At 53.9% G+C, this 20,932-nt stretch carries 20 protein-coding genes; 17 read left to right on the top strand and 3 right to left on the bottom strand.

Features of this window, described 5'->3' with window-relative positions; genetic code table 11:
* The first annotated feature begins 349 nt into the window (after window positions 1-349).
* From JJL52_RS02840 to JJL52_RS02815, 6 genes are all read left to right on the top strand, one after another.
* Window positions 350-640, top strand: coding sequence for a hypothetical protein (locus tag JJL52_RS02840; protein WP_202050882.1), 291 nt, complete (start codon window positions 350-352; stop codon window positions 638-640).
* Between the two features lie 275 nt (window positions 641-915).
* Window positions 916-1,074 carry a hypothetical protein gene (locus JJL52_RS02835; RefSeq protein WP_202050881.1) on the top strand — a complete coding sequence of 53 codons (159 nt, stop codon included), beginning with the start codon at window positions 916-918 and terminating at the stop codon, window positions 1,072-1,074.
* A 342-nt stretch (window positions 1,075-1,416) separates the two neighbouring features.
* On the top strand, window positions 1,417-2,127 hold the full coding sequence (locus tag JJL52_RS02830; protein ID WP_202050880.1) for a hypothetical protein: 711 nt from the start codon (window positions 1,417-1,419) through the stop codon (window positions 2,125-2,127).
* Window positions 2,128-2,470: 343 nt separating this feature from the next.
* Window positions 2,471-2,629, top strand: coding sequence for a hypothetical protein (locus JJL52_RS02825; protein ID WP_202050879.1), 159 nt, complete (start codon window positions 2,471-2,473; stop codon window positions 2,627-2,629).
* Between the two features lie 54 nt (window positions 2,630-2,683).
* Window positions 2,684-2,944, top strand: coding sequence for a hypothetical protein (locus tag JJL52_RS02820; RefSeq protein ID WP_202050878.1), 261 nt, complete (start codon window positions 2,684-2,686; stop codon window positions 2,942-2,944).
* 234 nt (window positions 2,945-3,178) lie between these two features.
* Window positions 3,179-3,850 (top strand): 2OG-Fe dioxygenase family protein, encoded by a 672-nt coding sequence (locus JJL52_RS02815; RefSeq protein WP_202050877.1) that lies wholly within the window; start codon window positions 3,179-3,181, stop codon window positions 3,848-3,850.
* Between the two features lie 169 nt (window positions 3,851-4,019).
* Here JJL52_RS02815 and JJL52_RS02810 read toward each other — a convergent pair whose 3' ends face one another.
* Window positions 4,020-5,270: a cysteine desulfurase-like protein gene (locus JJL52_RS02810; RefSeq protein ID WP_202050876.1), complete on the bottom strand. Its 1,251-nt coding sequence runs from the start codon at window positions 5,268-5,270 to the stop codon at window positions 4,020-4,022.
* Window positions 5,271-5,689: 419 nt separating this feature from the next.
* Between JJL52_RS02810 and JJL52_RS02805 the strand changes: the two genes are divergently transcribed.
* The 4 genes from JJL52_RS02805 (at window position 5,690) to JJL52_RS02790 (ending at window position 9,332) form a co-directional block, all read left to right on the top strand.
* Window positions 5,690-5,872 (top strand): hypothetical protein, encoded by a 183-nt coding sequence (locus tag JJL52_RS02805; RefSeq protein WP_202050875.1) that lies wholly within the window; start codon window positions 5,690-5,692, stop codon window positions 5,870-5,872.
* A 341-nt stretch (window positions 5,873-6,213) separates the two neighbouring features.
* Window positions 6,214-7,272: a hypothetical protein gene (locus JJL52_RS02800; protein ID WP_202050874.1), complete on the top strand. Its 1,059-nt coding sequence runs from the start codon at window positions 6,214-6,216 to the stop codon at window positions 7,270-7,272.
* Between the two features lie 171 nt (window positions 7,273-7,443).
* The gene (locus tag JJL52_RS02795) at window positions 7,444-8,250 is read left to right on the top strand and encodes a DUF4198 domain-containing protein (RefSeq protein WP_202050873.1); all 807 of its coding nucleotides are present in this window, start codon (window positions 7,444-7,446) and stop codon (window positions 8,248-8,250) included.
* Window positions 8,247-9,332 carry a HupE/UreJ family protein gene (locus JJL52_RS02790; RefSeq protein ID WP_202050872.1) on the top strand — a complete coding sequence of 362 codons (1,086 nt, stop codon included), beginning with the start codon at window positions 8,247-8,249 and terminating at the stop codon, window positions 9,330-9,332. Before JJL52_RS02795 ends, JJL52_RS02790 begins: the two co-directional genes overlap by 4 nt.
* Before the next feature lie 293 nt (window positions 9,333-9,625).
* Here JJL52_RS02790 and JJL52_RS02785 read toward each other — a convergent pair whose 3' ends face one another.
* Window positions 9,626-12,739, bottom strand: a complete 3,114-nt coding sequence (locus JJL52_RS02785; protein WP_202050871.1) for a calcium-binding protein — start codon at window positions 12,737-12,739, stop codon at window positions 9,626-9,628.
* 146 nt (window positions 12,740-12,885) lie between these two features.
* On the bottom strand, window positions 12,886-13,896 hold the full coding sequence (gene epmB, locus JJL52_RS02780) for an EF-P beta-lysylation protein EpmB (RefSeq protein ID WP_202050870.1): 1,011 nt from the start codon (window positions 13,894-13,896) through the stop codon (window positions 12,886-12,888).
* An 82-nt stretch (window positions 13,897-13,978) separates the two neighbouring features.
* On the opposite strand from epmB, the gene efp reads away from it, so the two are divergent.
* The 7 genes from efp to rnhB all read left to right on the top strand — a co-directional run bounded on the left by efp (window position 13,979) and on the right by rnhB (window position 20,685).
* Window positions 13,979-14,548, top strand: a complete 570-nt coding sequence (efp, locus tag JJL52_RS02775) for an elongation factor P (RefSeq protein ID WP_202050869.1) — start codon at window positions 13,979-13,981, stop codon at window positions 14,546-14,548.
* A gap of 159 nt (window positions 14,549-14,707) precedes the next feature.
* Window positions 14,708-15,706 carry an EF-P lysine aminoacylase EpmA gene (gene epmA, locus JJL52_RS02770; protein WP_202050868.1) on the top strand — a complete coding sequence of 333 codons (999 nt, stop codon included), beginning with the start codon at window positions 14,708-14,710 and terminating at the stop codon, window positions 15,704-15,706.
* An 83-nt stretch (window positions 15,707-15,789) separates the two neighbouring features.
* Complete coding sequence (gene bamA, locus JJL52_RS02765) at window positions 15,790-18,126, top strand: outer membrane protein assembly factor BamA (RefSeq protein ID WP_202050867.1); 2,337 nt, start codon at window positions 15,790-15,792, stop codon at window positions 18,124-18,126.
* Window positions 18,127-18,223: 97 nt separating this feature from the next.
* Complete coding sequence (locus tag JJL52_RS02760; RefSeq protein ID WP_202050866.1) at window positions 18,224-18,709, top strand: OmpH/Skp family outer membrane protein; 486 nt, start codon at window positions 18,224-18,226, stop codon at window positions 18,707-18,709.
* Window positions 18,710-18,850: 141 nt separating this feature from the next.
* Window positions 18,851-19,294, top strand: a complete 444-nt coding sequence (gene fabZ, locus JJL52_RS02755) for a 3-hydroxyacyl-ACP dehydratase FabZ (protein ID WP_202050865.1) — start codon at window positions 18,851-18,853, stop codon at window positions 19,292-19,294.
* 2 nt (window positions 19,295-19,296) lie between these two features.
* Window positions 19,297-20,067 (top strand): acyl-ACP--UDP-N-acetylglucosamine O-acyltransferase, encoded by a 771-nt coding sequence (lpxA, locus tag JJL52_RS02750; RefSeq protein ID WP_202050864.1) that lies wholly within the window; start codon window positions 19,297-19,299, stop codon window positions 20,065-20,067.
* A gap of 24 nt (window positions 20,068-20,091) precedes the next feature.
* The gene (rnhB, locus tag JJL52_RS02745; RefSeq protein WP_202050863.1) at window positions 20,092-20,685 is read left to right on the top strand and encodes a ribonuclease HII; all 594 of its coding nucleotides are present in this window, start codon (window positions 20,092-20,094) and stop codon (window positions 20,683-20,685) included.
* Window positions 20,686-20,932: the final 247 nt, after the last annotated feature.

The following is a 20,932-nucleotide window of genomic DNA, read 5'->3' as shown; positions in this document are numbered from 1 at the left end:
GGTTCTCCTTGAGCATAGAGTATGCTGTAAGTCGGCAATAACGCACGGAACCTTACAAAAATTCTGCTGCCGGCTCACCCGGCCCCCAAAGATAAACGTAAAACGCGGGCACCGTTTTATCGGCCTTGTCGAATTAGACCCTAGTTTGCCGAAAACGTCCAGATGAGCCCGACTGAACCGGTAAATTTTCCTCCAGAGCGGCAAGGGGCCAACCCGTCGGAACAAAATCGTTGAATCTTTTCTTAACTCTACTTGACAGGGGATGGCTCAATCTTCCCGATAGAGGAGCCGGATTGCCCTGCCGGTAACGCCGAAATCCTCATTCCTTGATCACCCGCAAAGAAACTCTATGTCGAACTTGCTTCGTATTCATCGCATGGCTCTCCGCCTGGGCATCTACCGGCGTTCTTTCAGGGTGGCCTTAGTGGTCGGGACTTTGCTGAACCTGATCAACCAGCCGCAGCCTTTGCTCGGGCTGCTGTGGGGGGATTTTCGCGCCTTGGAGCACCTCGATGCGGGCAAGGCGCTTCTGACTTATTGCGTTCCTTTTCTGGTGGCGACCTATAGCGCATTGAAGGCGCTTGATATCAGACCCGGCCAGCCGCCGAACAAACCGCTGTTTGAAGACAGAACCCGCTAATTGCGTGCCGCCCGCCTCCAGAATCTTTATCGTCATACCCGTTCCACATCGATAAGCGACGCCGGAATAAGGCAGGCTGTCGAAAAACCGACGGTTCCGCATATGAGCGTGTGCCTGACTGCGAATGCCCTGTTGAACCAGGAGGAAATTTGCCCGTCAAATTAAGAAATTATTTAAAATCAAAATCTTGAGCTAGAAAAAGAGTGAGCGGCTTAACGACCGAAGCTAAAATTTATAGCAAAAGGACCGGCGTCCGAGTCATAGGGAGATATGAAATGCTACAAATTATTAAAGAGTTTTTGATGATATTTATCCTCCTTTTTTTGGTAATCAGCGGCCTGCTGTTCGGATGGTCGGCCGTACACGGACAGTATGAAGAAAAAACGATTTCTTATCCCGTAAATCCTCAAAAGGGCTGGCTGATTATTGCCTAAAGCTCGATAGGATTAAATACTCTTCGAATAACGCGGCTTTTAGGATGCACTCGGCTGGCTTGCTTGCTATTGTGAGCAAAGGAATTTCAGCCGGTTTTGAAAGTCTTATGAAAATTCGGAAATCCGAGAATGAGCCGAAAAAAGGGAACGGTGCGGAAGTTCTTCTGGCTTCGCAAAAAATTCAGTAAAATGCAGCTCGGTTCGCTGGCGGGGGATATCTTGCGTCCCCTGACCAAACACGACCGACACTCATGGACTATCAGCAGGCGGCACTCTATGTCAGCGTATAAGCAGCCCAACCGACAGCCTAGCGACGCGCAAAGACGATTTGCTTTTGGTGACATGGCAAGGTACCAAACCAATCGCTCCCTGCATGCGTTCTTGAGCATTATCACGGCGGGTTTATGGCTGCTGGTCTGGCTGGCGATCAGCATTCACAATACTCGGCGGCGCAATCAGATCGCCCGCGAATACGGCTTACCCACCGAAACGAACGTGGGCTTCGTCATCCTCATTTTCCTCGCCTTGATTTCCATCGCCGGCTACAAAGTCTATTCCAGCCTGTCCAATGGCAACCCTCCCGAAGCCCCCCTCGATGCGGCCATTGGACCGGCAACGCAACAGGCGAAACCGGAAACGCGCTGGATTTATGCAAAAACGCACAGCCCCATCGGGCGCGGTTCGATCGTTACCGCCACCACCTATTCGCTGAACGAAATCGAATTCGGCCCGCCCTACGAGGGCAAACAGCGCGCCGTGTTGACCTTGCGGCAAAATTTCAACAATTCGCACGATGTGTATTTCGGACTGGAAAAGGGCCAATTCCTGTGCGATAACCGGGCTTGCGGCATCACCGCGCGGTTCGACACCGGCATGGTGCAATTTTTTGAAGCCACTTCGGCACGAAACGAAAGCACGCCGGGAGTTTATTTAAGAAACGCGGATACTTTTATCCATTTTGCGGAAGCGTCCAATGCGGTCACGATTAACGCCGCGTTTCTGGATCAGCGCAAGCAAACCTTTCAATTTGATATCCATGATTTGAAATGGTGAGATCGCAGCCGGTTTAGACGGCCGCCCTGCTGTTTTTCGGCTTCGGTTTTCCAGGTGTTGAACTTGCGCAGCCGCTAAACGCGGACTCCGCAGGCCGGCTTCGTATCTTTGCCTCGGCCGCCGAATGGCTGGCGCTGTATCCGAGCTGCTGCGCCGCCTATCCCTTTCCGAAGACCGGACCATCGTCCTTGACATCCCGAAAGAAAATGGAATATTGACCGGGTCAGGCTTATCCGCTGAAAATGATCCGGCGTTTTTATCCCGATAAGCGGCCGATACGCTGACGATCATCGCAGAAAACCGTTCGCCAACCAATCAATCGAATTATCATCAGGAGAAATATATGGGGCCGTATTATCGGGGCACATCGCAAGGCATGGGCGCTTTTTTCAATCTCTTTTACGAACAGCCCCTGTTGATGCTGTTATTGGCCTCCGCCGCAGTAGGCGTCGGCTTCTATTTCTGGCGCAGAAAAAAATCGGCGGAGAATACGAAAATTTAATGATCGATTGCATTACCATAGCCGGTATTCCGCCTCAACACAGGTATCTATGCTATGAGTACGGATCCGTTAACCCTTCGCGTGGAATGCGAAGCGGGCTCCCAGGGCGAGCAAATGCCTCGACGCTTCTTTATGGCCGATAAGGCGGTCGAGATAGAAGACATCCTCGATTGCTGGCTGGCGCCCGAATACAGTTATTTCAAAGTGTGCGACGCCGAGAAGGATACTTACATCCTGCGGCATGACAAATTGGCCCGCCGTTGGGAATTGATCCTATTCCGAAGCGGGAAGTATCAGGGCGATCCACCGCTGTAAACAGGGCCATGTCGGAAAAGGGCCGAAACAAAGGAAACTTTACCTGAACCGGAACGGTCTATGCGTTAAACCATGACTCGCGGTTTGCACCGGGAGCCTTATCATGTTCCAGGGTTATTTCCATCAATCAGGACGACTCGTCAACAACGGATTCAGTAAAGGCCCCCTTCTATCGTCGGGTTCGCGCCTTGTCGCCAGGAAAGCGGGATGTCGTCTGCAAGGGAGACCGCCACTATGCAAGAAGTCTTCGTATCGACCGGATTCGAATTCGGGTTTCTGTTTTGCATGCGAACGGAAAACGCGATCGATCCGACCGCATTCAAACCGTTCTTCAATGACCTTCCGGTCGATCCCAACATCAAGGGCCATTACCGATACCGGCGACTGTCCCGGTTCAGAATTACCGACGACGGGATAATGAGACTGCCCCACGGCTACCTGTTCCAGAGCAAGGACTATAATCCTTTGGTCGGCGACATCAAAAGGGAATTCGAAGAGCTCAACGACGAACTTGTCAATTTGGACATGTTCAACGCTCTTTTACTGGTATTCCGGGATTTCTGCGCGCTTCGCCCCGGCGCCGAAATCGGCGTCCATCAGATCCGGACGACCTGTTCGCCGGAGAGTTTCGGCGATCCTGCCCCGGAAGGCATTCACCGGGACGGAACCGATTTCGTCTGTATTTATTCGGTCGACCGGAACAATGTCGAAGGCGCGGAAACCCACTTGTACACGAGCAAGAGCGGGGAGTCATCGGTATTCAACAAAACGTTGTACCCCGGCGAACTGGTGCTGGTCAACGACCGCAAGTTCTTCCATTACACGACGCCGGTGCATCCGGCCGGCGAGGGCAACGGCACCCGCGACGTGTTCGTGCTGACCTGCCCGAGTTTGATGGTCGATTAAGGGAGGCACTCTGCCCCGATGCCGCTCGGCCCTTTCTCCGGCCGATCCGTAGGGTGCGCTGAACACCGGGAAGCGCACCCATCGTGGCCGGTGACCTCCTGCACGTATTTTTCAGGTTTGCGATATTGAGGCAACGCCAAATGTCGACACCCAACCGCCGCTTCGTTTTCTATACCGCCACGGCAATTTCCCGCAATGTCCTGAGCAGCCGTTCAATCTCTTCCCCGGTGTTATAGGCCAAAAGCCCGATGCGCAGAAAACCGCCGTCCGCCTCGACGTCCAGTTTTTCGGTGATGCCCTGGGCATAAAAATTACCGTGCCAGGTAAAAATGCCGCGCTCGCCCAGTTCCTGCGCGACGGCGTCGGTTTTTTTTCCGGCCAGCCGAACCGCGACCGTAGGGGTACGCCAGGCGAAGCGAGCGGGATCGGTAATACCGTACACGCTCAGTCCCGGTATCTTTAATAATCCCGTAATCAATTGTTCGCATAACACCCGCTCATACCGCCGGCTCGCTTCCAGCGCGGCGACGAGCGCACCCCGGCGCGATCCGGACGGCGAGATGTGCTGGCCCAGTTCGGCCAGATAATCGACGGTCGCCGTAAGTCCCGCCAGACCCTCGTGGTTCAGCGTTCCGGTTTCCCAGCGCGAGGGGACCTCATCGGGGGCAGGCAGCACCTTGCACGGGCGCAGGCGGGTCAAATGTTCCTGTTTGCCGTACAGGACTCCGACATGCGGACCGTAGAATTTGTAAGCGGAACAGGCGAGAAAATCGCAATCGAGCGCATACACGTCGATCGGCCCGTGGGCAGCGTAATGTACCGCATCCACGAAAACCCAGGCGCCGACCGCATGCGCCAGGCGTACCACGGCGGCTACGTCGTTGATCGTCCCTACCGCATTGGACGCATACCCGATCGCCACGACCCGCGTTTTCGCATTGATCTTGCGCTTCAGGTTTTCCATGTCGAGCGTGCAGTCTTCGGGATGGAAATCCACGACCCGGACGACCGCGCCGACCTCATCTTCCAGAACCTTCCAAGGGGAGACATTCGCGTAATGGTCGAGCCGGGTTACCAGAATTTCGTCGCCCGGATTCAGCTCGCGGCCGATCGCGCGGCTGAGCGCGAAGGTCAGCGTGGTCATGTTGGCCCCGAAAACCACCTCGTAAGGCTCGCAGCCGAGAAGGTCGCCCGCTGCGGTCCGTGCCGAGGCAATGCATTTGTCCGTGCGCCGGCTGGTCGCAAAAGCCCCGTGCGCATTGGCGTTGGAGGAAATCAGGTAACGGGCCATCGCCTCGATCACGGAGCCGGGCACCTGCGAACCGCCGGGGCCGTCAAAGAAAACGGGAATGCGCCCGTCGATCTCCTGAGAGAGCGCCGGAAATCGGGAGCGTACCCAAGCGGGGTCGAGAGAACGCATACGATACTCCTTGTTGCGATTCTGGGTTGACAGCTCTTGGACAAGCTGATGGGGGTTTTCGTTTATTGCTGTAAAACAAAAAAGAGTAATCGAGCTGTTTCCCGCGAACAAATTCAAACTCGCCCGCGGTGTCAGGCGTCACCAAAGCTTCTATCTCGGTATACCCTAAGTAACTTTAGTGATCGAAATATTTTTCGGACACAGCAATTAGGTTGGCCCTCGGCTTCTATTCTATTAGATATCTACAATGCCGGGAAAGCTCAAAAACGATGCAAAAGCCAGGTTTTCGTCGAGCCTCGGTAATATTTTCAATTAGCTGCTTGAAATTCAGAGAGATCAATTAAAATTGGCCGCTTTTTTCTCCCTATCTTAAAAAGCGATCCGGCAGAAAAGCTGCGGTCGCGGTATCCGGTAAATTTATGCGAAAAACGAGGAAGTCCAAGAAAAATATCAAACAAACCGATCTATTCGAGCTGGTGGCGCACCTGGAACAGTTGGAGCAAATAAGCTCGGAACTGACGATGATCGATGCGTTGGGGCAGTTAGAGTTAAGCACGATCGTCGAGAAACAAATAGACTGGGTGGAGTTGGATGAAAGTTGAACCGGAAAGTCCTGTAGGTTTTTTAAAACTCCCAAGAATCCTAATGAATAGGCGGCTTTTTAAGAGTTAACGCACGATTGACAAGCCGGAACCTCAATGTTAGCTTATCGGCGCGAAAAGACGTACAAAACCGTTCATTTTTCGTTAGAGTCGCCTGTATAAAACCCATCAAGCCGTGAGAGGACGATTATATGAAACTGCGCAGCTGTTATCGATTTTTCTCCGCTAAAACGGCCTGTTTGGCGGCCCTTTTGGCTTTCTCCTGCACTTTTCCATCGGTGCAAGCTTCCGATCACGCGGACCCTGTTCCGCCGATAAAACTTAAAGGCCTAGACGACGGTTTGATTGGCCTCAATGGTCTGTACGGCTTCGTCGACGGCGATCGTCTGGTCGTGATGGTCAACGTTGGACGGGAGCTTATTGATGTCCCCAACGATGTGGCGGCAGCGATGAAGGATACGATCTACAAAGTCCATTTCGACACCCACACGCCGGCGACTTTCGACAATCCGCTGATGCTGCAACGGTTCGGCGGCAGCATAGCACCCGAAGCGTGGCCGAATATTGCGCCGGATGCCTCTATCACGTTCCGAATCCAAAAGAACCCCAAAGGCGGAGTAAGCGCGAACCGGATCGTTTTCCAGTCGGAGCCTGTGACCACCGGTTTAAGCAATCCCGGCAGCATCCAATTCCAGGCGGGGCTGTTTGACGATCCCTTCCTCTTCAATCGGTTCAACAACAAAAATACCGTTGCGATGATAGCCGGCATTCCGCTTTCCTCGTTCACGGGCAAGCCCAGGAACTTTGTGATGTGGGCGACGGCGCACCGCAGCAACGGCACTCAGTTCGATCACGTAGGCCGCGCGGGCCGGACCCAGCAGCCCAGGCTGGATATCCTGAATACCTTGCCGCCCAGCAAACACGTTCCGGCGATCGTCGAAGAACGCAACAAAAACATGATGCAGCAATCGCTGTTGAAGGCCGTTTTGAACAAGGAGGTCAAAGACTTCATCAATCGCGAACTGTCCACTCGAATTCAGCAAATCTTTCAGATTCGCCGTTATGACAGCGACATTCCGGACGTGATGATTTTGAACTTGGACCGGCCGATAGGGTATCCGAACGGCAACGTGCCGGGCGACGATGTGGTCAGAAATACCTGTATCGAGGGCCTCGGCGAGTGCCAACTATGGGAAATAGCCAGCTTTACCGATGCTTGCCAGCCGCGCCGGACCTATCCCGACAAGCCGCTGTCGAATTCGTTTCCTTACCTCGGCGAGCCTTGGACCAAGCAGATTTCGATGGATGAAATTCAACAGCAGTGTCAACTGGAACGCGACAAATTCAATGAAATCGTGGTGCCGGGATCTCGGCTGCAGCTGAAGCCGGTTGCGAAATAAAACGGACGTTCATTGCTTATTGCGTCGCCTATCCTAACCAAAGCGGCATCGTACGGGGCTTTTTTCTTTGATCGGGAAAAAGCCCCGTCGTCAATCAGCAGGCCGTACATTAAGACGCAATCCGGGTTAGAAACTCTTGACATACGCTCGTTTGCAAATTTGTCTTTGCTGATGGCCAGTATCATCGTGCCGCCAAAAGCCGCCGCCCACGAATACTGGCTCGCCCCCTCGGCCTACAGCGCTCCGGTCGACCAAACCCTCGCGGTGCAAGCCTATGTCGGCTCGGACTTCAAAGGCGAACTTCGGCCCTTTGCGACGACCCGCACCGTCCGTCTGGAAGTGCGGGCCAAAGACCGCAAGGATGTCAAATCCCAGGCCATTAACGGCGATCTGGACCTCGTGCATTTGAGCGTGGAAGATGAAGGTGGCATCGTGGTGGCCTTCGAGACCAATTTCGTGCCGGTGGAATTGCCGCCCGAGAAATTCGACGAATATTTGCGCCGGGAAGGGTTGGACGGTCCGCTGAAAGCGCGGGAGGCGCTGGGAACCGCCGCAGGACCAGGCCGCGAGCGCTACTTGCGCTGCGCGAAAACCTGGATCGCGGGCAACGACGGTTCTCGTCTTAAGAAACCGTTCGGGATGCCGCTGGAAATCATTCCCCGCAGCGATCCGCTGATATCCGGAAAACTGGCGGTACAGGTACTTTACAATGAACGGCCGATCGAAGGCATCCTGGTGAAAGCCTGGAACCAGCCGCTGGCCAACGGCGCGGTGCCGAGAGACCAGATGGCGCGGGACCCCGTCAAACCGGTCGCTGAGGCGCGGACCGGCGAGGACGGCGGCGCGGTGTTGCAACTCGACGGCACTGGCGAATGGCTGCTCAGCGCGGTCCACATGCAGCCGAGTGCGGACAAGCAGGCGGCGGACTGGGAAAGCCGCTGGGCTTCGCTGACCTTTGCGCGGGTACCCCCAAAATGAAAGCCGGGCTTGTCCTTTTTTATGTCAGGATCGTGTTGGCGCTATTGGGAATGGGCGCTTCACAAGCCTTCGCCCATTCCGAGCCGTACAGCCATCTCGACATCCGCCTGGAACCGGACCGTGTCCACGGCAAAGTCTTGGCCCATATGGTCGATCTGGCCCGCGAAGGCGGGCTCGAACAACCCGAGCGCCTGCTCGACCCGGCCTTCGCCGAGCGGAACCTGGCTATCCTGCACAAAGTGCTCGACTCCCACGTGCTCGTAAAAATCAATAGCGAACCGGTGCATTTTCAATGGCAAGCCTTCCAGATCGTCGCCAACCGCCGCTCTCTATCTTTCGAATGGACCGTGCCGCTCTCCCGGTCCGCCGGCAAAGTCGAGGTTTCAAGCCCGCTGTTTCCTTACGATCCGCCACACGAGACCTACCTGAACATTTACGAAAACGGCGAGATTCGTCTTCAAGACCTGCTCGACAAGACCCATCGCAGCGCGAATTATTACAGCGGCAGCATTCAGGGCAAGATTGAAGTCGCGCGCGAGTTCGTCGCGCAGGGGATCCACCATATCTTCATCGGCCCGGATCATATCCTGTTCATCATCGGTCTGCTGCTGCCGGGCGGCGGCCTCCTGCGATTGTTGAAAATCATCACCGCGTTCACCGTCGCCCACAGCGTGACCCTGGCGCTGGCCACGCTGAAACTGGTGAACATTTCGCCGGCGATCGTGGAGCCGGCGATTGCGCTGAGCATCGTCCTGGTCGGTTTGGAAACCTTGTATATGCAGCTGCGCCGCCGCGACCACCGCGTCGCGCTGGCCCTCGTCTTCGGACTGATCCACGGCTTCGGCTTCGCAGGCGTGCTGGCCGACTTCGGCCTGCCCGAAAGCGCCCTAGGGTTGTCGCTGGCCTCGTTCAACGTCGGCGTAGAGATCGGCCAAGCCTGCATTGTCCTCATCGTTACGCCCAGCCTGATGATCTTTGCCGCCCGCAATGCGCTCTATGCCCGGCGCACGGTCTATCTCGGCACCTTGGCAACCATCGCCGCCGGCGGGTTTTGGTTTGTTCAAAGAGTGATGGAGGTTTGAAGCCTGAAAATCAAGCAATCGACAAACCAAATAGTGCACCCTGGCAATTCAAAGAATCGCATCGACTCGACGCCTTGATTAAGAAGAAAATGATTTTCAAAAATCAGACGGGGGCGCAATAGGCGATAGCCGTATTGCGCCGTATGAAAACATTCGACATCCGGAGGAATACATTTTGCTATGCCGCCCTCTGCTGGCAATAGAAAGTTTATTTACACGGCTGGCCCCGTTCAGCCGTAAATTCTTTAATGCCGAACGCAAACGGACTTCATGCTAAATACTCTCGCTGAAGGTTAAATGAGCAACTCGAAATCGGTGACCAACAGATCCGGGAAAGTCTTGGTTCCGATGGGTACGACTTCCGGCGGGCTTTCTGATCCGGAACCAAAACCGGATGAATTCTGGCCGCTTCCCGAAGAAGACCCGAACCCGAAACCACCGCTTGTAACATCGGCGGGAGCAGGTCCGCTGGCCTGCCCGCCATCACCCGTAGCGGCCAGTTTAGCGAAAAGAACGGCGCTTTTCCCAGCCTCATCGTAATACAATTTACCGCTTCTCGTATCGTAAACGATAAAAGACGCCGTATCGGTTTGCGCACTTTTCAAGCCGGGAGCGCTTTCAAAATTGATGATGCCGTCCTTGTCGGGATCAATGTTTTTAAAGATAACGGAACTCAAGCGTATCTTGTCCGAACCGCTCTGGAAATCGGTAATCAGATCCACATTGCTTTTCGATAAAATGTCTTTGAAAACGAATACATCGCCGTCATCCCCGCCAACCAGGGTATCCTTGCCTTTCCCTCCCGAAATAATATCGCTGCCGGCGCCGCCAACAATCTTGTTGTTGCCCTCATTGCCGATCAGGATGTTATCGCTGTCGCTGCCAACCAGCTTCAAGCCTTTTTTTCCGGCCAATTCGACATTTTCGATATACTGCAGGCCCTTGATTTTGTTCTTGCTGCTGTAAGGCTGGGAGAGGTCGACATTGGCTGTCGATACCTGCAAGGTATCGTTACCCGCACTATCATAAATGATCAGCGCATTGCCCAGGGCGATATACAGGTCATCGCCACTGCCGGCCTGCAGTGTATCGGGAGCGCCCTTAGTGTTGCCGCCGGTCAGCGTGTCGTTTTTGTCCGTGCCCGACAAGGTATTCGCCTGCGCGAGATCGAGGTCAGAGAGTTCGATCCCGGTCACATCGATATTGCTTCCGGCGCCTCCCGAACCGAAGCTGTTCAGGCTGATGATGCCGTCGTCCGTTTCACCGGTTTTAACGGCGAATTCCAAATACTCGACCCCCTGCAGCGTGTCGGTGCCGGTATCGGCATAACTCGCATTCAAAGAACGAACGGTAAAACCGCTGCCGACTTTCTTGACTTCGTAGTCCAGCTTACTGCCCAGCAACATCAAAGTATCCGAGCCCGCGCCCCCGTAAACGAAATCATCCCCTTCGCCGGCGATGAAGCGATCGTCCCCGGAGCCGCCGACCATGAAGTCATTGCCTTTACCGGCATCCAGAACATCGTTGCCGTCCCCTCCGCGCAAGGTATCGCTTCCGTCTCCGGAAGTCAGCCGATCATTACCGTCTGCGCCGTCCATTTGAATAGGCAGCACCCCGCCGATATTCCAAGTGTCGTTGTCCACGCCTCCGGCGACCGACAGCCCCATCTTGTTGCCGTCTTTATCGAAGCGCTGCATGATGATTTCGGTGCCCGACAAACCGTTCTGGTATTTGCCTTCCTGATTGCCATCCTGGTATTCCGCCACCCACGAGACAATAAATCCCCCATCGTCGAGCCCGGTAACGGTCGGTTCCTTTTGCGAATCCGCCACCTTGGTATTAACCTGGAATTCATCGCCGACTTTATTGCCGTCGTTGTCGAACTTCTGTCCGTAAATGCCTCGGTAACTGTCGTCCTGCAACATGGACTGCCAGACCACGACGAAGCCTCCGTCCTTGAGCGCCGCCACCGCAGGCTCCCTTTGGTCGTAGCGGGTGAAAGTATTGGCCTTGATTTCCTGAGTCAGCGCTTCGCCCGTGGTGTTATCGTACAAGCGCAGCATGATGCTGCGGTCGTAGTCGACGCGCGGTGCGCCGGTTGGAGGGGTTATTAAGTACGGATCGACAGGCGCTTGCCAAACCACCACCGTTTTATGATTCAGCGTCAAAGTCGCAGCAACGCCGTTTTTCGTTTCCTGCCGAAGTTCATTTTCGATATTGTTGCCCGCCTCATCGAAAACTAGTTTTTTTGGCTCGATGGCGTAGTTAATATTGAACGGACTTTCGGCGTAACCGTCGGCATAAACGGAAACGAGCTGATCGTTATAAGCATCGTAACCATCACCCGCCCCGCTTCCGTCCGGGATATCGGGATGAGGTTGCGGATCGTAAAGATAATTTTCGACGTTTCCGTAATCGTCGAAAATTTTGGCGTGCATCGTCATTTTCTCGGTTCCGGTCGATATGCCTTCATAACCGATGACGACTCTGTTGTTGTCGAGCGCACTGACGAACGGATGCGCCGCACCGCTATCGCTGACTTTGACTTCCCAGCCGATTGGAACCGGTACGGTACTCGCATCGTACCATTGCGCAAAAACGCCCGATTGGTTGGGGTCGTCGCCGAAACTTTGGCCGTCGTGAATGGAGTCGCCTTGATTTTCCGATACCCAGGCGATCACAAAACCGCCATCGGACAATATGGCAATAGCCGGCCTGCCTTGATCCGCAGTAATGGTGTCGTTCACGCGGAATTTAGGGGAAACCGCCGTTCCGTCGGCATCGAAGCGCTGGGCATAAACGCCTGTGCCGTCGGCATCCGCGGAACTCCAGGCAACGACAAAGCTTCCGTCATTGAAATTGGCGACGGTGATGTCGGAACTCAAGCTATCGTTTTCGTTATCGAGCAGCTTTGTTTCGAAACTGTCGCTGGTCGTGTCGTTATTGAATTTTCTGAAATAAAAGCCGTCTTCGCTAAGCCAAAAATTCAGGAAGCCGCCGTTCGCAAGTGCTAACACCGTGGTATTGATTTGATTGCCGGCCGTCAGTCCATTGGCTACCATTTCCTGAGTCAGAGACAAGAATGTCGGCTTCGGGTCGGCACTGGCGGCGCTATCGGTGAAACGCACAATTTCAATGTCCGCCCTCACTCGATCGGAACCGTCGGTGCCGTCGGCGCTATTGTTATCGGTAACTCCCAGGTAATAACCGAATGAGGCGTCGTAGGCCGCCGTCAAACTGTAGTTGGTAACGCTCGTCGTACTGTCGAAGTATTTTCCGCTAAAGAGCGCTGTATCGACACCATTAAAGATACCCGTCGGTATGCCGGCTTCTCCTCCTGTCAAATCGTCATTTCCGGCCAAACTTTTCAATACATCGTTCTTAGAACTTCCATTAATTATAGACATGATGATAGTACCTAGTATTTGATAAATATGGGAAAAGCTTTGACCAAAGGTTCAGGAAGCGACTACAGCCCAGTATAGTTCAATCGCTGTTTTTTGGCTACGCAAAGCCGGCCTGGCTTGCCGATTCTGCGAGGGAAATCGGGAATTTATAAAATCCTTTGCTTCGAATCGGCTCCGGCGATTTCCTTGACCAGCTTCGGGACCAGATAACCGGGCAATTCGGCAGACATGCGCCGGACCAGTTCCAGAGCCTCGGCTTCGCCGACTTCGAAATGGCCCGCACCGCTGACCTTGTCCAAGAGGTGCAAATAGTAGGGCATGATGCCGCAATCGAATAGGCGCTCGCTAAGTGCCGCCAGCTCGGCTGTCTTATCGTTCACTCCGCGCAAAAGCACCGATTGGTTCAACAAGAAGATGCCTTTTTGTTTCAGCAGGCCGCAAGCTTCGGCGACCCGTTCGGTGAGTTCATTCGGATGGTTGCAATGCACGACCAGCATAACCGGTTTGGCACTTTGGCTTAGAATGTCGAGCAAGCCCAAGGTGATCCGGGCCGGCAGCACGATCGGCAGGCGGCTGTGGATCCGGATCCGTTTCACATGCGCAATCCCGGCAATTTGCCGGAACAGGCGCTGTAGGCGCTCATCGCTCAACAGCAAGGGATCACCGCCGCTCAGGATCACTTCCGTAATGTCCGGGTTCTCGCGGATATAACGCAACGCGGCGATTTCCTTTTCCTTACCGAGCTGCAGGTCTGCGTAGGGAAAGCTACGGCGGAAGCAGTAGCGGCAGTTGATCGCGCAGCTGCCGGTATTGATCAGCAAGACCCGGCCGCGGTATTTATGCAGCACGCCCGCGGCGTTCGCCGCTTCGAGATCGCCGACCGGATTGTCGCTGTAGCCCGGAAAAAGAAGCGTTTCATCCTGAATCGGCAGCACTTGCCTGAGCAACGGATCGTACGGATTGCCTTTTTCAATGGCTTCGGCGAAGCTGCGCGGAACTTTCAGCGCAAAGCTCTTAGCGGCCGCTTTCGATACGGGCAATTGCTCGACCGAGAGGTTCAGATAAGCGCAAAGTTCGTCGATGTCGATGAAAGCTTCGGCAAGCTGCCGCTGCCAGTTTTTCGCAAAATGGTCGGTTTGTTCGTTGAATTCCGGCATGAAAGGGGGCTTTCGAGGTTTCTATTGGCAAAGGCCTCTATTATAATGGTCGGATTTTAATTGTTTTAGGTTTGAGGAAAAAATGGCCACGTACAGCACCAATGAATTTAGAGGCGGACTCAAAGTCATGCTGGATAACGATCCTTGCGCGATCATCGAGAATGAATTCGTAAAACCCGGTAAAGGACAAGCGTTCAACCGGGTCAAGATCCGCAACCTAAAGACTGGACGCGTGATTGAAAGAACGTTCAAGTCCGGCGAAACGCTCGAAGGCGCGGACGTGGTCGACGCCGAAATGCAGTACCTCTACAACGATGGTTCCTTCCGCCACTTCATGAAGCCGGACACGTTCGAGCAGTATCAGGCCGACGAAAAAACGGTCGGCGATGCGGCGCAATGGCTGAAAGACCAGGACAACTGCACCGTGACCTTATGGAACGATTCTCCGTTGGCCGTCACGCCGGCAAATTTCGTCGAGCTGGCGATTGTCGAAACCGATCCGGGCGTACGCGGCGATACCTCGGGCGGCGGTGGCAAACCGGCGAAGCTGGAAACCGGTGCAGTCGTGCGCGTCCCCCTGTTCGTGCAGACCGGCGAAGTGATCAAGGTCGATACCCGGACCGGCGAGTATATTTCCCGCGTGAAAGATTGAGCGACAATCTCGCATTTTTCCCCTTAAGACTTTCAGCCGGGTTGGCCTTTATCGCCGCCCGGTAGCATCTTTGCAGGGTAAGCTTCGCGCACCTTAGTATCTAACGCATTCCGCGACCCTCTCGACAAGGTACGCGCAGCGTACTCTACGGCTTCACTCATGACCCATCCCAATCTTTCCGCCGCCGACTGGCGGCCCAGCTGTTCCATCCAGTTTTTGCGGAAAAGGGCGGAGCTCTTGCGGCAGATCCGCGAGTTTTTCCGGGCACGGGACGTGCTCGAAGTCGAAACGCCGCTGCTGAGCCAGGCCATCGGAACCGACCCGCAACTGGCTTTTTTCTGCACCGAGTTCGATTTTCTTCCCTTACGGCAAATGCTGTATTTACAGACTTCACCCGAATTTGCGATGAAGCGCCTCCTAGCCGCAGGTTCCGGTTCCATTTACCAAATCTGCAAGGCATTCCGGAACGGCGAAGCCGGGCGTTTTCATAACCCCGAGTTTACGATGCTGGAATGGTACCGAGTCGGTTTTGACCTGGCGGACCTGATGGACGAATGCGAGGCGCTGATCGGGAGCTTATTTGCGGATATCAGAGCGCTGGAGCCGGCACAGCGATTCAGTTACTGTTCGCTGTTTGCCGACTATACCGGCCTGAATGCGGCCGAATTTTCACCGGCCGATTATCGCGCTTATGCTGAGGCCTGCGGGCTTTCGGAAGCGATCGCGATTTGCGGCGATAATCATGCGACCTGGCTCGATTTCCTGTTCAGCCACCGTATTCAGCCCCATCTGGGAATCGGTCGTTTGTGCATGGTATACGGCTACCCGGCCTGCCAATCCTCGCTGGCGCGGCTGAATGAACACGATCCGCTGATTACCGAACGGGTCGAGCTGTTCATCGACGGCATAGAATTAGGCAACGGCTTTTTCGAATTAGCTGATCCGGATGAACAAAGCCGGCGATTCGACCGTGAAATTGCGGTCCGGCAACAGCAAAATTTGCCCTCCGCAGTAAAAGACGCGCGTCTGCTCGCGGCATTAAGGGCGGGATTGCCGGATTGCTCGGGCATCGCGATCGGCATCGACCGGCTGCTGATGGTGCTGTTCGGCAAATCTTCCATTGAGGAAGTACTGAGTTTCCCGATAACCCGGGCATAAGCTGTACAAACAAATTCTTATGTTATAATCCGGCCGAGCTCCCCATAAATCAGAGATTGCCGTTCTCTTTCACCTGCCGAATGATGTCGAAACCGATTGCCCGCCTTTTGTTGCTGTGCCTGCTGTTGTCTCAGTCAGTTGCAGCCGACGAGGAATTCATCGTGACCGATATCAAGGTCAAGGGCTTGCAGCGGATCTCGCAAGGCACCGTATACAACTATCTCCCCGTCAATGTCGGCGAGAAGTTTTCGCTGGATAATGCGGGCCCCGCCATCAAGGCGCTGTTTAAGACCGGTTTTTTTAAAGACGTCTCGCTTGAACGGGAAGGCTCCACCCTGATCGTAAACGTAGTCGAACGGCCGTCGATCGCGAAAATCCTGATCGAAGGCAACAAAGATCTGAGCAAGGAAGATCTGACCAAAGCGCTGGACTCGATTGGGATGTCCGAAGGCAAGGTGTTCAACAAGCAGGTGCTCGACAAGGTCGAGCAGGAGTTGAACCGGCAGTACCTGAGCCACGGCAAGTACGCGCTAAAGATCAAGACCGAGGTGACCAATCTGACCCGCAACCGGGTGGGCATCCATATCAAGATTTCCGAAGGCCGGGTCACCAAGATCAAGCAGATCAACATCGTCGGCAACAAGGCATTCGATGACGAAACCCTGCTCAAACAGCTGGAATTGAGCACGACCAACCTGTTGTCGTTTTATACCAAGAACGACCAGTATTCGAAGCAAAAACTGTCCGCCGACCTCGAAACCCTGCGCTCATACTATCTGGATCGGGGTTATATCAACTTCTCGATCGAATCGACCCAAGTCGCGATTACCCCCGACAAAAAAGACATTTACGTCACGATCAACGTCAAGGAAGGCGACGTCTACACGCTGGACAAGGTCAAACTGGCCGGCAACCTGATCGTGCCGCCCGAACAACTGATCAAACTGGTCAGCATCGGCCCCGGCGAAATTTTTTCCCGTAAACAGGCCACCGAAACCTCAAAGGCGATCTCGGACCGCCTGGGCGACGAAGGCTATACCTTCGCGAACGTGAACATGGTTCCGGAAATCAACGAGAAAGACAAAACGGTCGTGATGACCTTTTTCGTCGACCCGGGCAAACGCGCGTATGTGCGCCATATCAATTTTGCCGGCAATACCAAGACGCGAGACGAAGTGTTACGCCGGGAAATGCGGCAGATGGAGGCAAGCTGGGCATCGGGGTCCAAGATCGAACGTTCGAAAACCCGCCTCGAACGGCTGGGTTATTTCGAAGACGTGAACGTCGAAACGCCGCAGGTCGTCGGCACCGCCGATCAAATCGACGTGAACTACAAAGTAACCGAAAAAGCGTCGGGCAACTTGTCGGCCGGTATCGGTTTTTCGCAGGTACAAGGCATCGTGCTGAACGCGAACATTTCGCAGGACAACATCTTCGGTTCCGGCAAACGGGTCAATCTGGCCTTCAACAACAGCGACTACCTGACCAGTTATCAATTCGGCTTCTTCAATCCGTATTTCAACGTGGACGGGGTCAGCCAGGGTTACAACCTCGGCTATACCAGCCGCGATGCCAGTACAATCAACATCGCCCGATATTCCACCGATGTCGCAAATGCCGGCATCAACTTCGGGATTCCTTTAAACGAGTTCGACAGTCTGCGCTTCGACGCGGACGTCAAACATACTTCTCTAAAAGAAACCGATTTTTCCTCGATCGAAATTTCAGATTTCATCAGACAACAAGGCGACAGTTTTTTTACGTTCGCTCCGGCAGTCAGTTGGTCGCACGATACATTGAACAAAGCGATATTCCCAACCAAAGGGGGACAACAGCGCTTTTCCGCTCTTGCCACCGTTCCCGGAAGCGATCTGGAATATTTTAAGGTCAGCTACAAGCATCAGCTTTACATTCCGGTAGCTCAGGATTTGACTTTCCGGCTGCACGGCGAAGTCGCCTACGGAGACGGCTACGGCGATACCGATGAGCTGCCTTTCTTCGAAAATTATTTCGCAGGCGGCACCGGCTCGGTACGGGGTTATAAAAATAATACGCTCGGCCCCAGGGACCACATCTGCCCTGGCGGTGGGACCGGTTGCGACCCCAGCAAGAGAATCGCTAACAATCCTTTTGGCGGTTCCACCAAAATTATCGGCAATGCCGAATTGTTTTTTCCGGTGCCATTTCTATCCGATGTCAAATCGGTCCGGCTGGGGACCTTTTTCGATGCGGGCACGGTTGAGGACGGTTTCAATTTCGGCGACTTGAGATACTCCACCGGCATCTCCGGCGAATGGCTGTCGCCGTTTGGCGCTTTGTCAGTCAGTGCCGCGTTGCCGCTGAACGCCGAGTCAGGAACTCCAACCGATCCGGGCGATCAGAAACAGATATTTCAATTCAACTTCGGGCAGAATTTCTAAAGTGCAAGTTGTTTTGGCTTAAACCTACTTATCCCCTATAATCTATAAAGTTACCTCTATTTCCTACATTTTCGATCCTCTGGAGAATTGATCCACAATGAAAACCAAAATTGCATTATTCCTGGGCTTGCTGCTCGCTTCAAACGTGTGCTTGGCCGAGCTCAAAGTGGGCATTGTCTATATGAATACAGTGCTTAAGGAAGCTCCGGAATTGAAGCGACTCGAACAGGAATTTTCATCGCGCGTGAAGAAAATCAAATCGATGGAAACCGAGCTCAAATCTCTGGAAGACAAATTGAACCGCGACGGCGCGGTGATGAGCGAAAGCGAGCGCTCCGGCCTGGAAAAGAAATTACGCGACAAATCACTCGATTATAAACGCGCCAGCGAAGAGACCGGCTACGACTTGAATACCCGCAAAAACCAGGAACTCGGCAAATTGCAGCGTCGCATCATCGAGGCTGTTCAGGCGATCGCGAAAGAGCAAAGCTTCGACCTCGTATTGTACGACGGTGTGCTCTACGCCAACGACAAACTGGACATTACCGCTCAAGTTCAGAAAAAACTGGCATCAGCGCAATAGTCCGGCAACGCTTCTTCTATTTCCTTTGTTTAAATCGATACGAATGGCAGCGATCATGCCTCCGGACGGATTCCATCCCTCGACGCCATTCGTAATTTGAATGACGGGAATCGCATCCTCATCATCAAAGCGATCCGCACCATGTCCATCAAGTTAGATATTTTACAAATACAGAACTTTTTACCACATCGCTATCCTTTTCTACTGGTCGACAAGGTCATCGAGTGTGAACCTGGAGTCAGGTTACTGGGGGTCAAAAACGTTACTTATAACGAGCCTTTTTTTCAGGGCCATTTTCCCCAAAAACCGATTATGCCGGGCGTATTGATCATCGAAGCGATGGCGCAGACGACCGGTCTTTTAGCCTCCGAAACCGCCCGCGAAGAACTCGCCGGGATGATTTATTACCTGGTCAGCGTCGACAAGGCCAAATTCAAACGGCCCGTCGTTCCCGGCGACCAGTTGATGCTGGAAGCCAAATTCTTGAAAAGCAAGCGCAATATCTGGGCATTCGATTGCTCTGCCGAAGTCGATGGCGAATTTATCGCCAGCGCCGAAATTCGCTGTGCAGCCGTGGTAAATTAAACTTGATTGATCCAACTTCTATTATCGATAAACGCGCTGAATTAGCCAGCGACGTTTCCATCGGGCCCTATACGATCATCGGCGCCGACGTAAAGATTGATTCAGGCACCGTCATCGGCCCGCATGTGGTGATTAAAGGACCGACTTCCATTGGTAAAGACAATCGCATCTTTCAATTTTCTTCGATAGGCGAAGACCCTCAAGACAAAAAATATGCCGCCGAACTGACCCGGCTCGAAATCGGCGATCGCAACACGATCCGCGAGTTCACCACAATGCATCGGGGCACTCAGCAGGATAACAGCATTACTAAAATCGGCAACGACAATTTATTCATGGCTTATACCCATGTCGCACACGACTGCATGATAGGCGATCATGTCGTGATGGCCAACGGCGCTTCTCTGGCCGGCCATGTCAGCCTGAGCAGCCACGCGATTCTGGGCGGTTTCACACTGGTCCACCAATTTACCAAAATCGGCCAGTACAGCTTTGCTGCGATGGGCAGCGCAATCACCCAGGATGTGCCGCCTTTCGTGATGGTCGGCGGCAAGCCAACCCGACCTCATGGGATCAACACGGTCGGGATGGAGCGTAACGGTTTTTCTCCTGAAGACATTCGGCTAATCAGGAAAGCGTATAAAATCGTTTATAAGATGAATCTTCGCCTCGAAGATGCGATTGATGAGCTGCTGAATCTTCACGGAGAGAATATTCATTTGGGCGAATTGGCGGATTTCTTGCGCCATGTCAGCCGCGGCATTCTACGCTAGCCGCGCATTGGATCTGTTTACGCAATGTCTGGCCTCATTCTTGCGGAACCCGGCCTGATCGCCGGCGTCGACGAAGCCGGGCGGGGTCCTTTGGCGGGGCCGGTCGTAGCTGCCGCCGTAATCCTCGACCCCAAAAAACCGATAAGCGGCTTGGCCGATTCGAAAACGCTGAGCGAAAAAAAGCGGCTGATGCTCGATCAAGCCATTCAGGAAAACGCCCTTGCCTGGTCCATTGCCGAAGCTACCGTAGCGGAGATCGACCGGCTGAATATTTTACAAGCTACACTGCTAGCAATGAAGCGAGCAGTCGAGCAGCTTTCGACCCGACCGGACCACGTACTGGTTGACGGCAACCGCTTGCCGGTTTTAGCGGTCTCGGCCCAGGCAATCGTACAGGGCGACCGGAAAATTCTGGCTATCAGCGCGGCTTCTATCCTTGCCAAAGTCCACCGCGACCGGATTATGGACGGTTATGCGAAAGAATTCCCCGGCTTTGCGTTCGATCTGCATAAAGGTTACGGCACCCCGCAACATTTATCCGAACTCGCAAAGTTCGGACCTTTGAACATCCATCGCCGGTCTTTCAAGCCAGTGAAAGATCTGTGCCGCGACAAATGAAAAGATATCAATGACAACCGTATTGATGTGCTCAAGGTGGTGTTTCTTGATGAAACAGAGACATCACCTAACTGCTCCGCTGCCATAACCGAACGGTAGACGCTGCTCGCTGCATCGGTGCCGCACCGGGCATTGAAAACGCTGACCTTCATTGCCGGCTTGCGGGCCGATAGGTGGATTGCACCGTAGCATGTGGACGAGCTGCATAGCAACGGTTTTAAGGAATACCTGCGCTCTCAGCTCGAAC

This window comes from Candidatus Methylomicrobium oryzae (assembly GCF_016745425.1).
GTDB classification, from domain to species: Bacteria; Pseudomonadota; Gammaproteobacteria; order Methylococcales; family Methylomonadaceae; genus Methylomicrobium; species Methylomicrobium oryzae.
Note: the sequence above shows the minus strand (reverse complement) of the source record. Positions and strands in the feature narration are given on the sequence as shown.

Excerpts from the sequence above, each read along its gene's own strand:
- JJL52_RS02840 (WP_202050882.1), top strand. The coding sequence starts at position 350 with ATGTCGAACTTGCTTCGTATTCATCGCATGGCTCTCCGCCTGGGCATC.
- JJL52_RS02835 (WP_202050881.1), top strand. The coding sequence starts at position 916 with ATGCTACAAATTATTAAAGAGTTTTTGATGATATTTATCCTCCTTTTT.
- JJL52_RS02830 (WP_202050880.1), top strand. The coding sequence starts at position 1,417 with ATGGCAAGGTACCAAACCAATCGCTCCCTGCATGCGTTCTTGAGCATT.
- JJL52_RS02825 (WP_202050879.1), top strand. The coding sequence starts at position 2,471 with ATGGGGCCGTATTATCGGGGCACATCGCAAGGCATGGGCGCTTTTTTC.
- JJL52_RS02820 (WP_202050878.1), top strand. The coding sequence starts at position 2,684 with ATGAGTACGGATCCGTTAACCCTTCGCGTGGAATGCGAAGCGGGCTCC.
- JJL52_RS02815 (WP_202050877.1), top strand. The coding sequence starts at position 3,179 with ATGCAAGAAGTCTTCGTATCGACCGGATTCGAATTCGGGTTTCTGTTT.
- JJL52_RS02810 (WP_202050876.1), bottom strand. The coding sequence starts at position 5,270 with ATGCGTTCTCTCGACCCCGCTTGGGTACGCTCCCGATTTCCGGCGCTC.
- JJL52_RS02805 (WP_202050875.1), top strand. The coding sequence starts at position 5,690 with ATGCGAAAAACGAGGAAGTCCAAGAAAAATATCAAACAAACCGATCTA.
- JJL52_RS02795 (WP_202050873.1), top strand. The coding sequence starts at position 7,444 with ATGGCCAGTATCATCGTGCCGCCAAAAGCCGCCGCCCACGAATACTGG.
- JJL52_RS02790 (WP_202050872.1), top strand. The coding sequence starts at position 8,247 with ATGAAAGCCGGGCTTGTCCTTTTTTATGTCAGGATCGTGTTGGCGCTA.
- JJL52_RS02785 (WP_202050871.1), bottom strand. The coding sequence starts at position 12,739 with ATGTCTATAATTAATGGAAGTTCTAAGAACGATGTATTGAAAAGTTTG.
- epmB (WP_202050870.1), bottom strand. The coding sequence starts at position 13,896 with ATGCCGGAATTCAACGAACAAACCGACCATTTTGCGAAAAACTGGCAG.
- efp (WP_202050869.1), top strand. The coding sequence starts at position 13,979 with ATGGCCACGTACAGCACCAATGAATTTAGAGGCGGACTCAAAGTCATG.
- epmA (WP_202050868.1), top strand. The coding sequence starts at position 14,708 with ATGACCCATCCCAATCTTTCCGCCGCCGACTGGCGGCCCAGCTGTTCC.
- bamA (WP_202050867.1), top strand. The coding sequence starts at position 15,790 with ATGTCGAAACCGATTGCCCGCCTTTTGTTGCTGTGCCTGCTGTTGTCT.
- JJL52_RS02760 (WP_202050866.1), top strand. The coding sequence starts at position 18,224 with ATGAAAACCAAAATTGCATTATTCCTGGGCTTGCTGCTCGCTTCAAAC.
- fabZ (WP_202050865.1), top strand. The coding sequence starts at position 18,851 with ATGTCCATCAAGTTAGATATTTTACAAATACAGAACTTTTTACCACAT.
- rnhB (WP_202050863.1), top strand. The coding sequence starts at position 20,092 with ATGTCTGGCCTCATTCTTGCGGAACCCGGCCTGATCGCCGGCGTCGAC.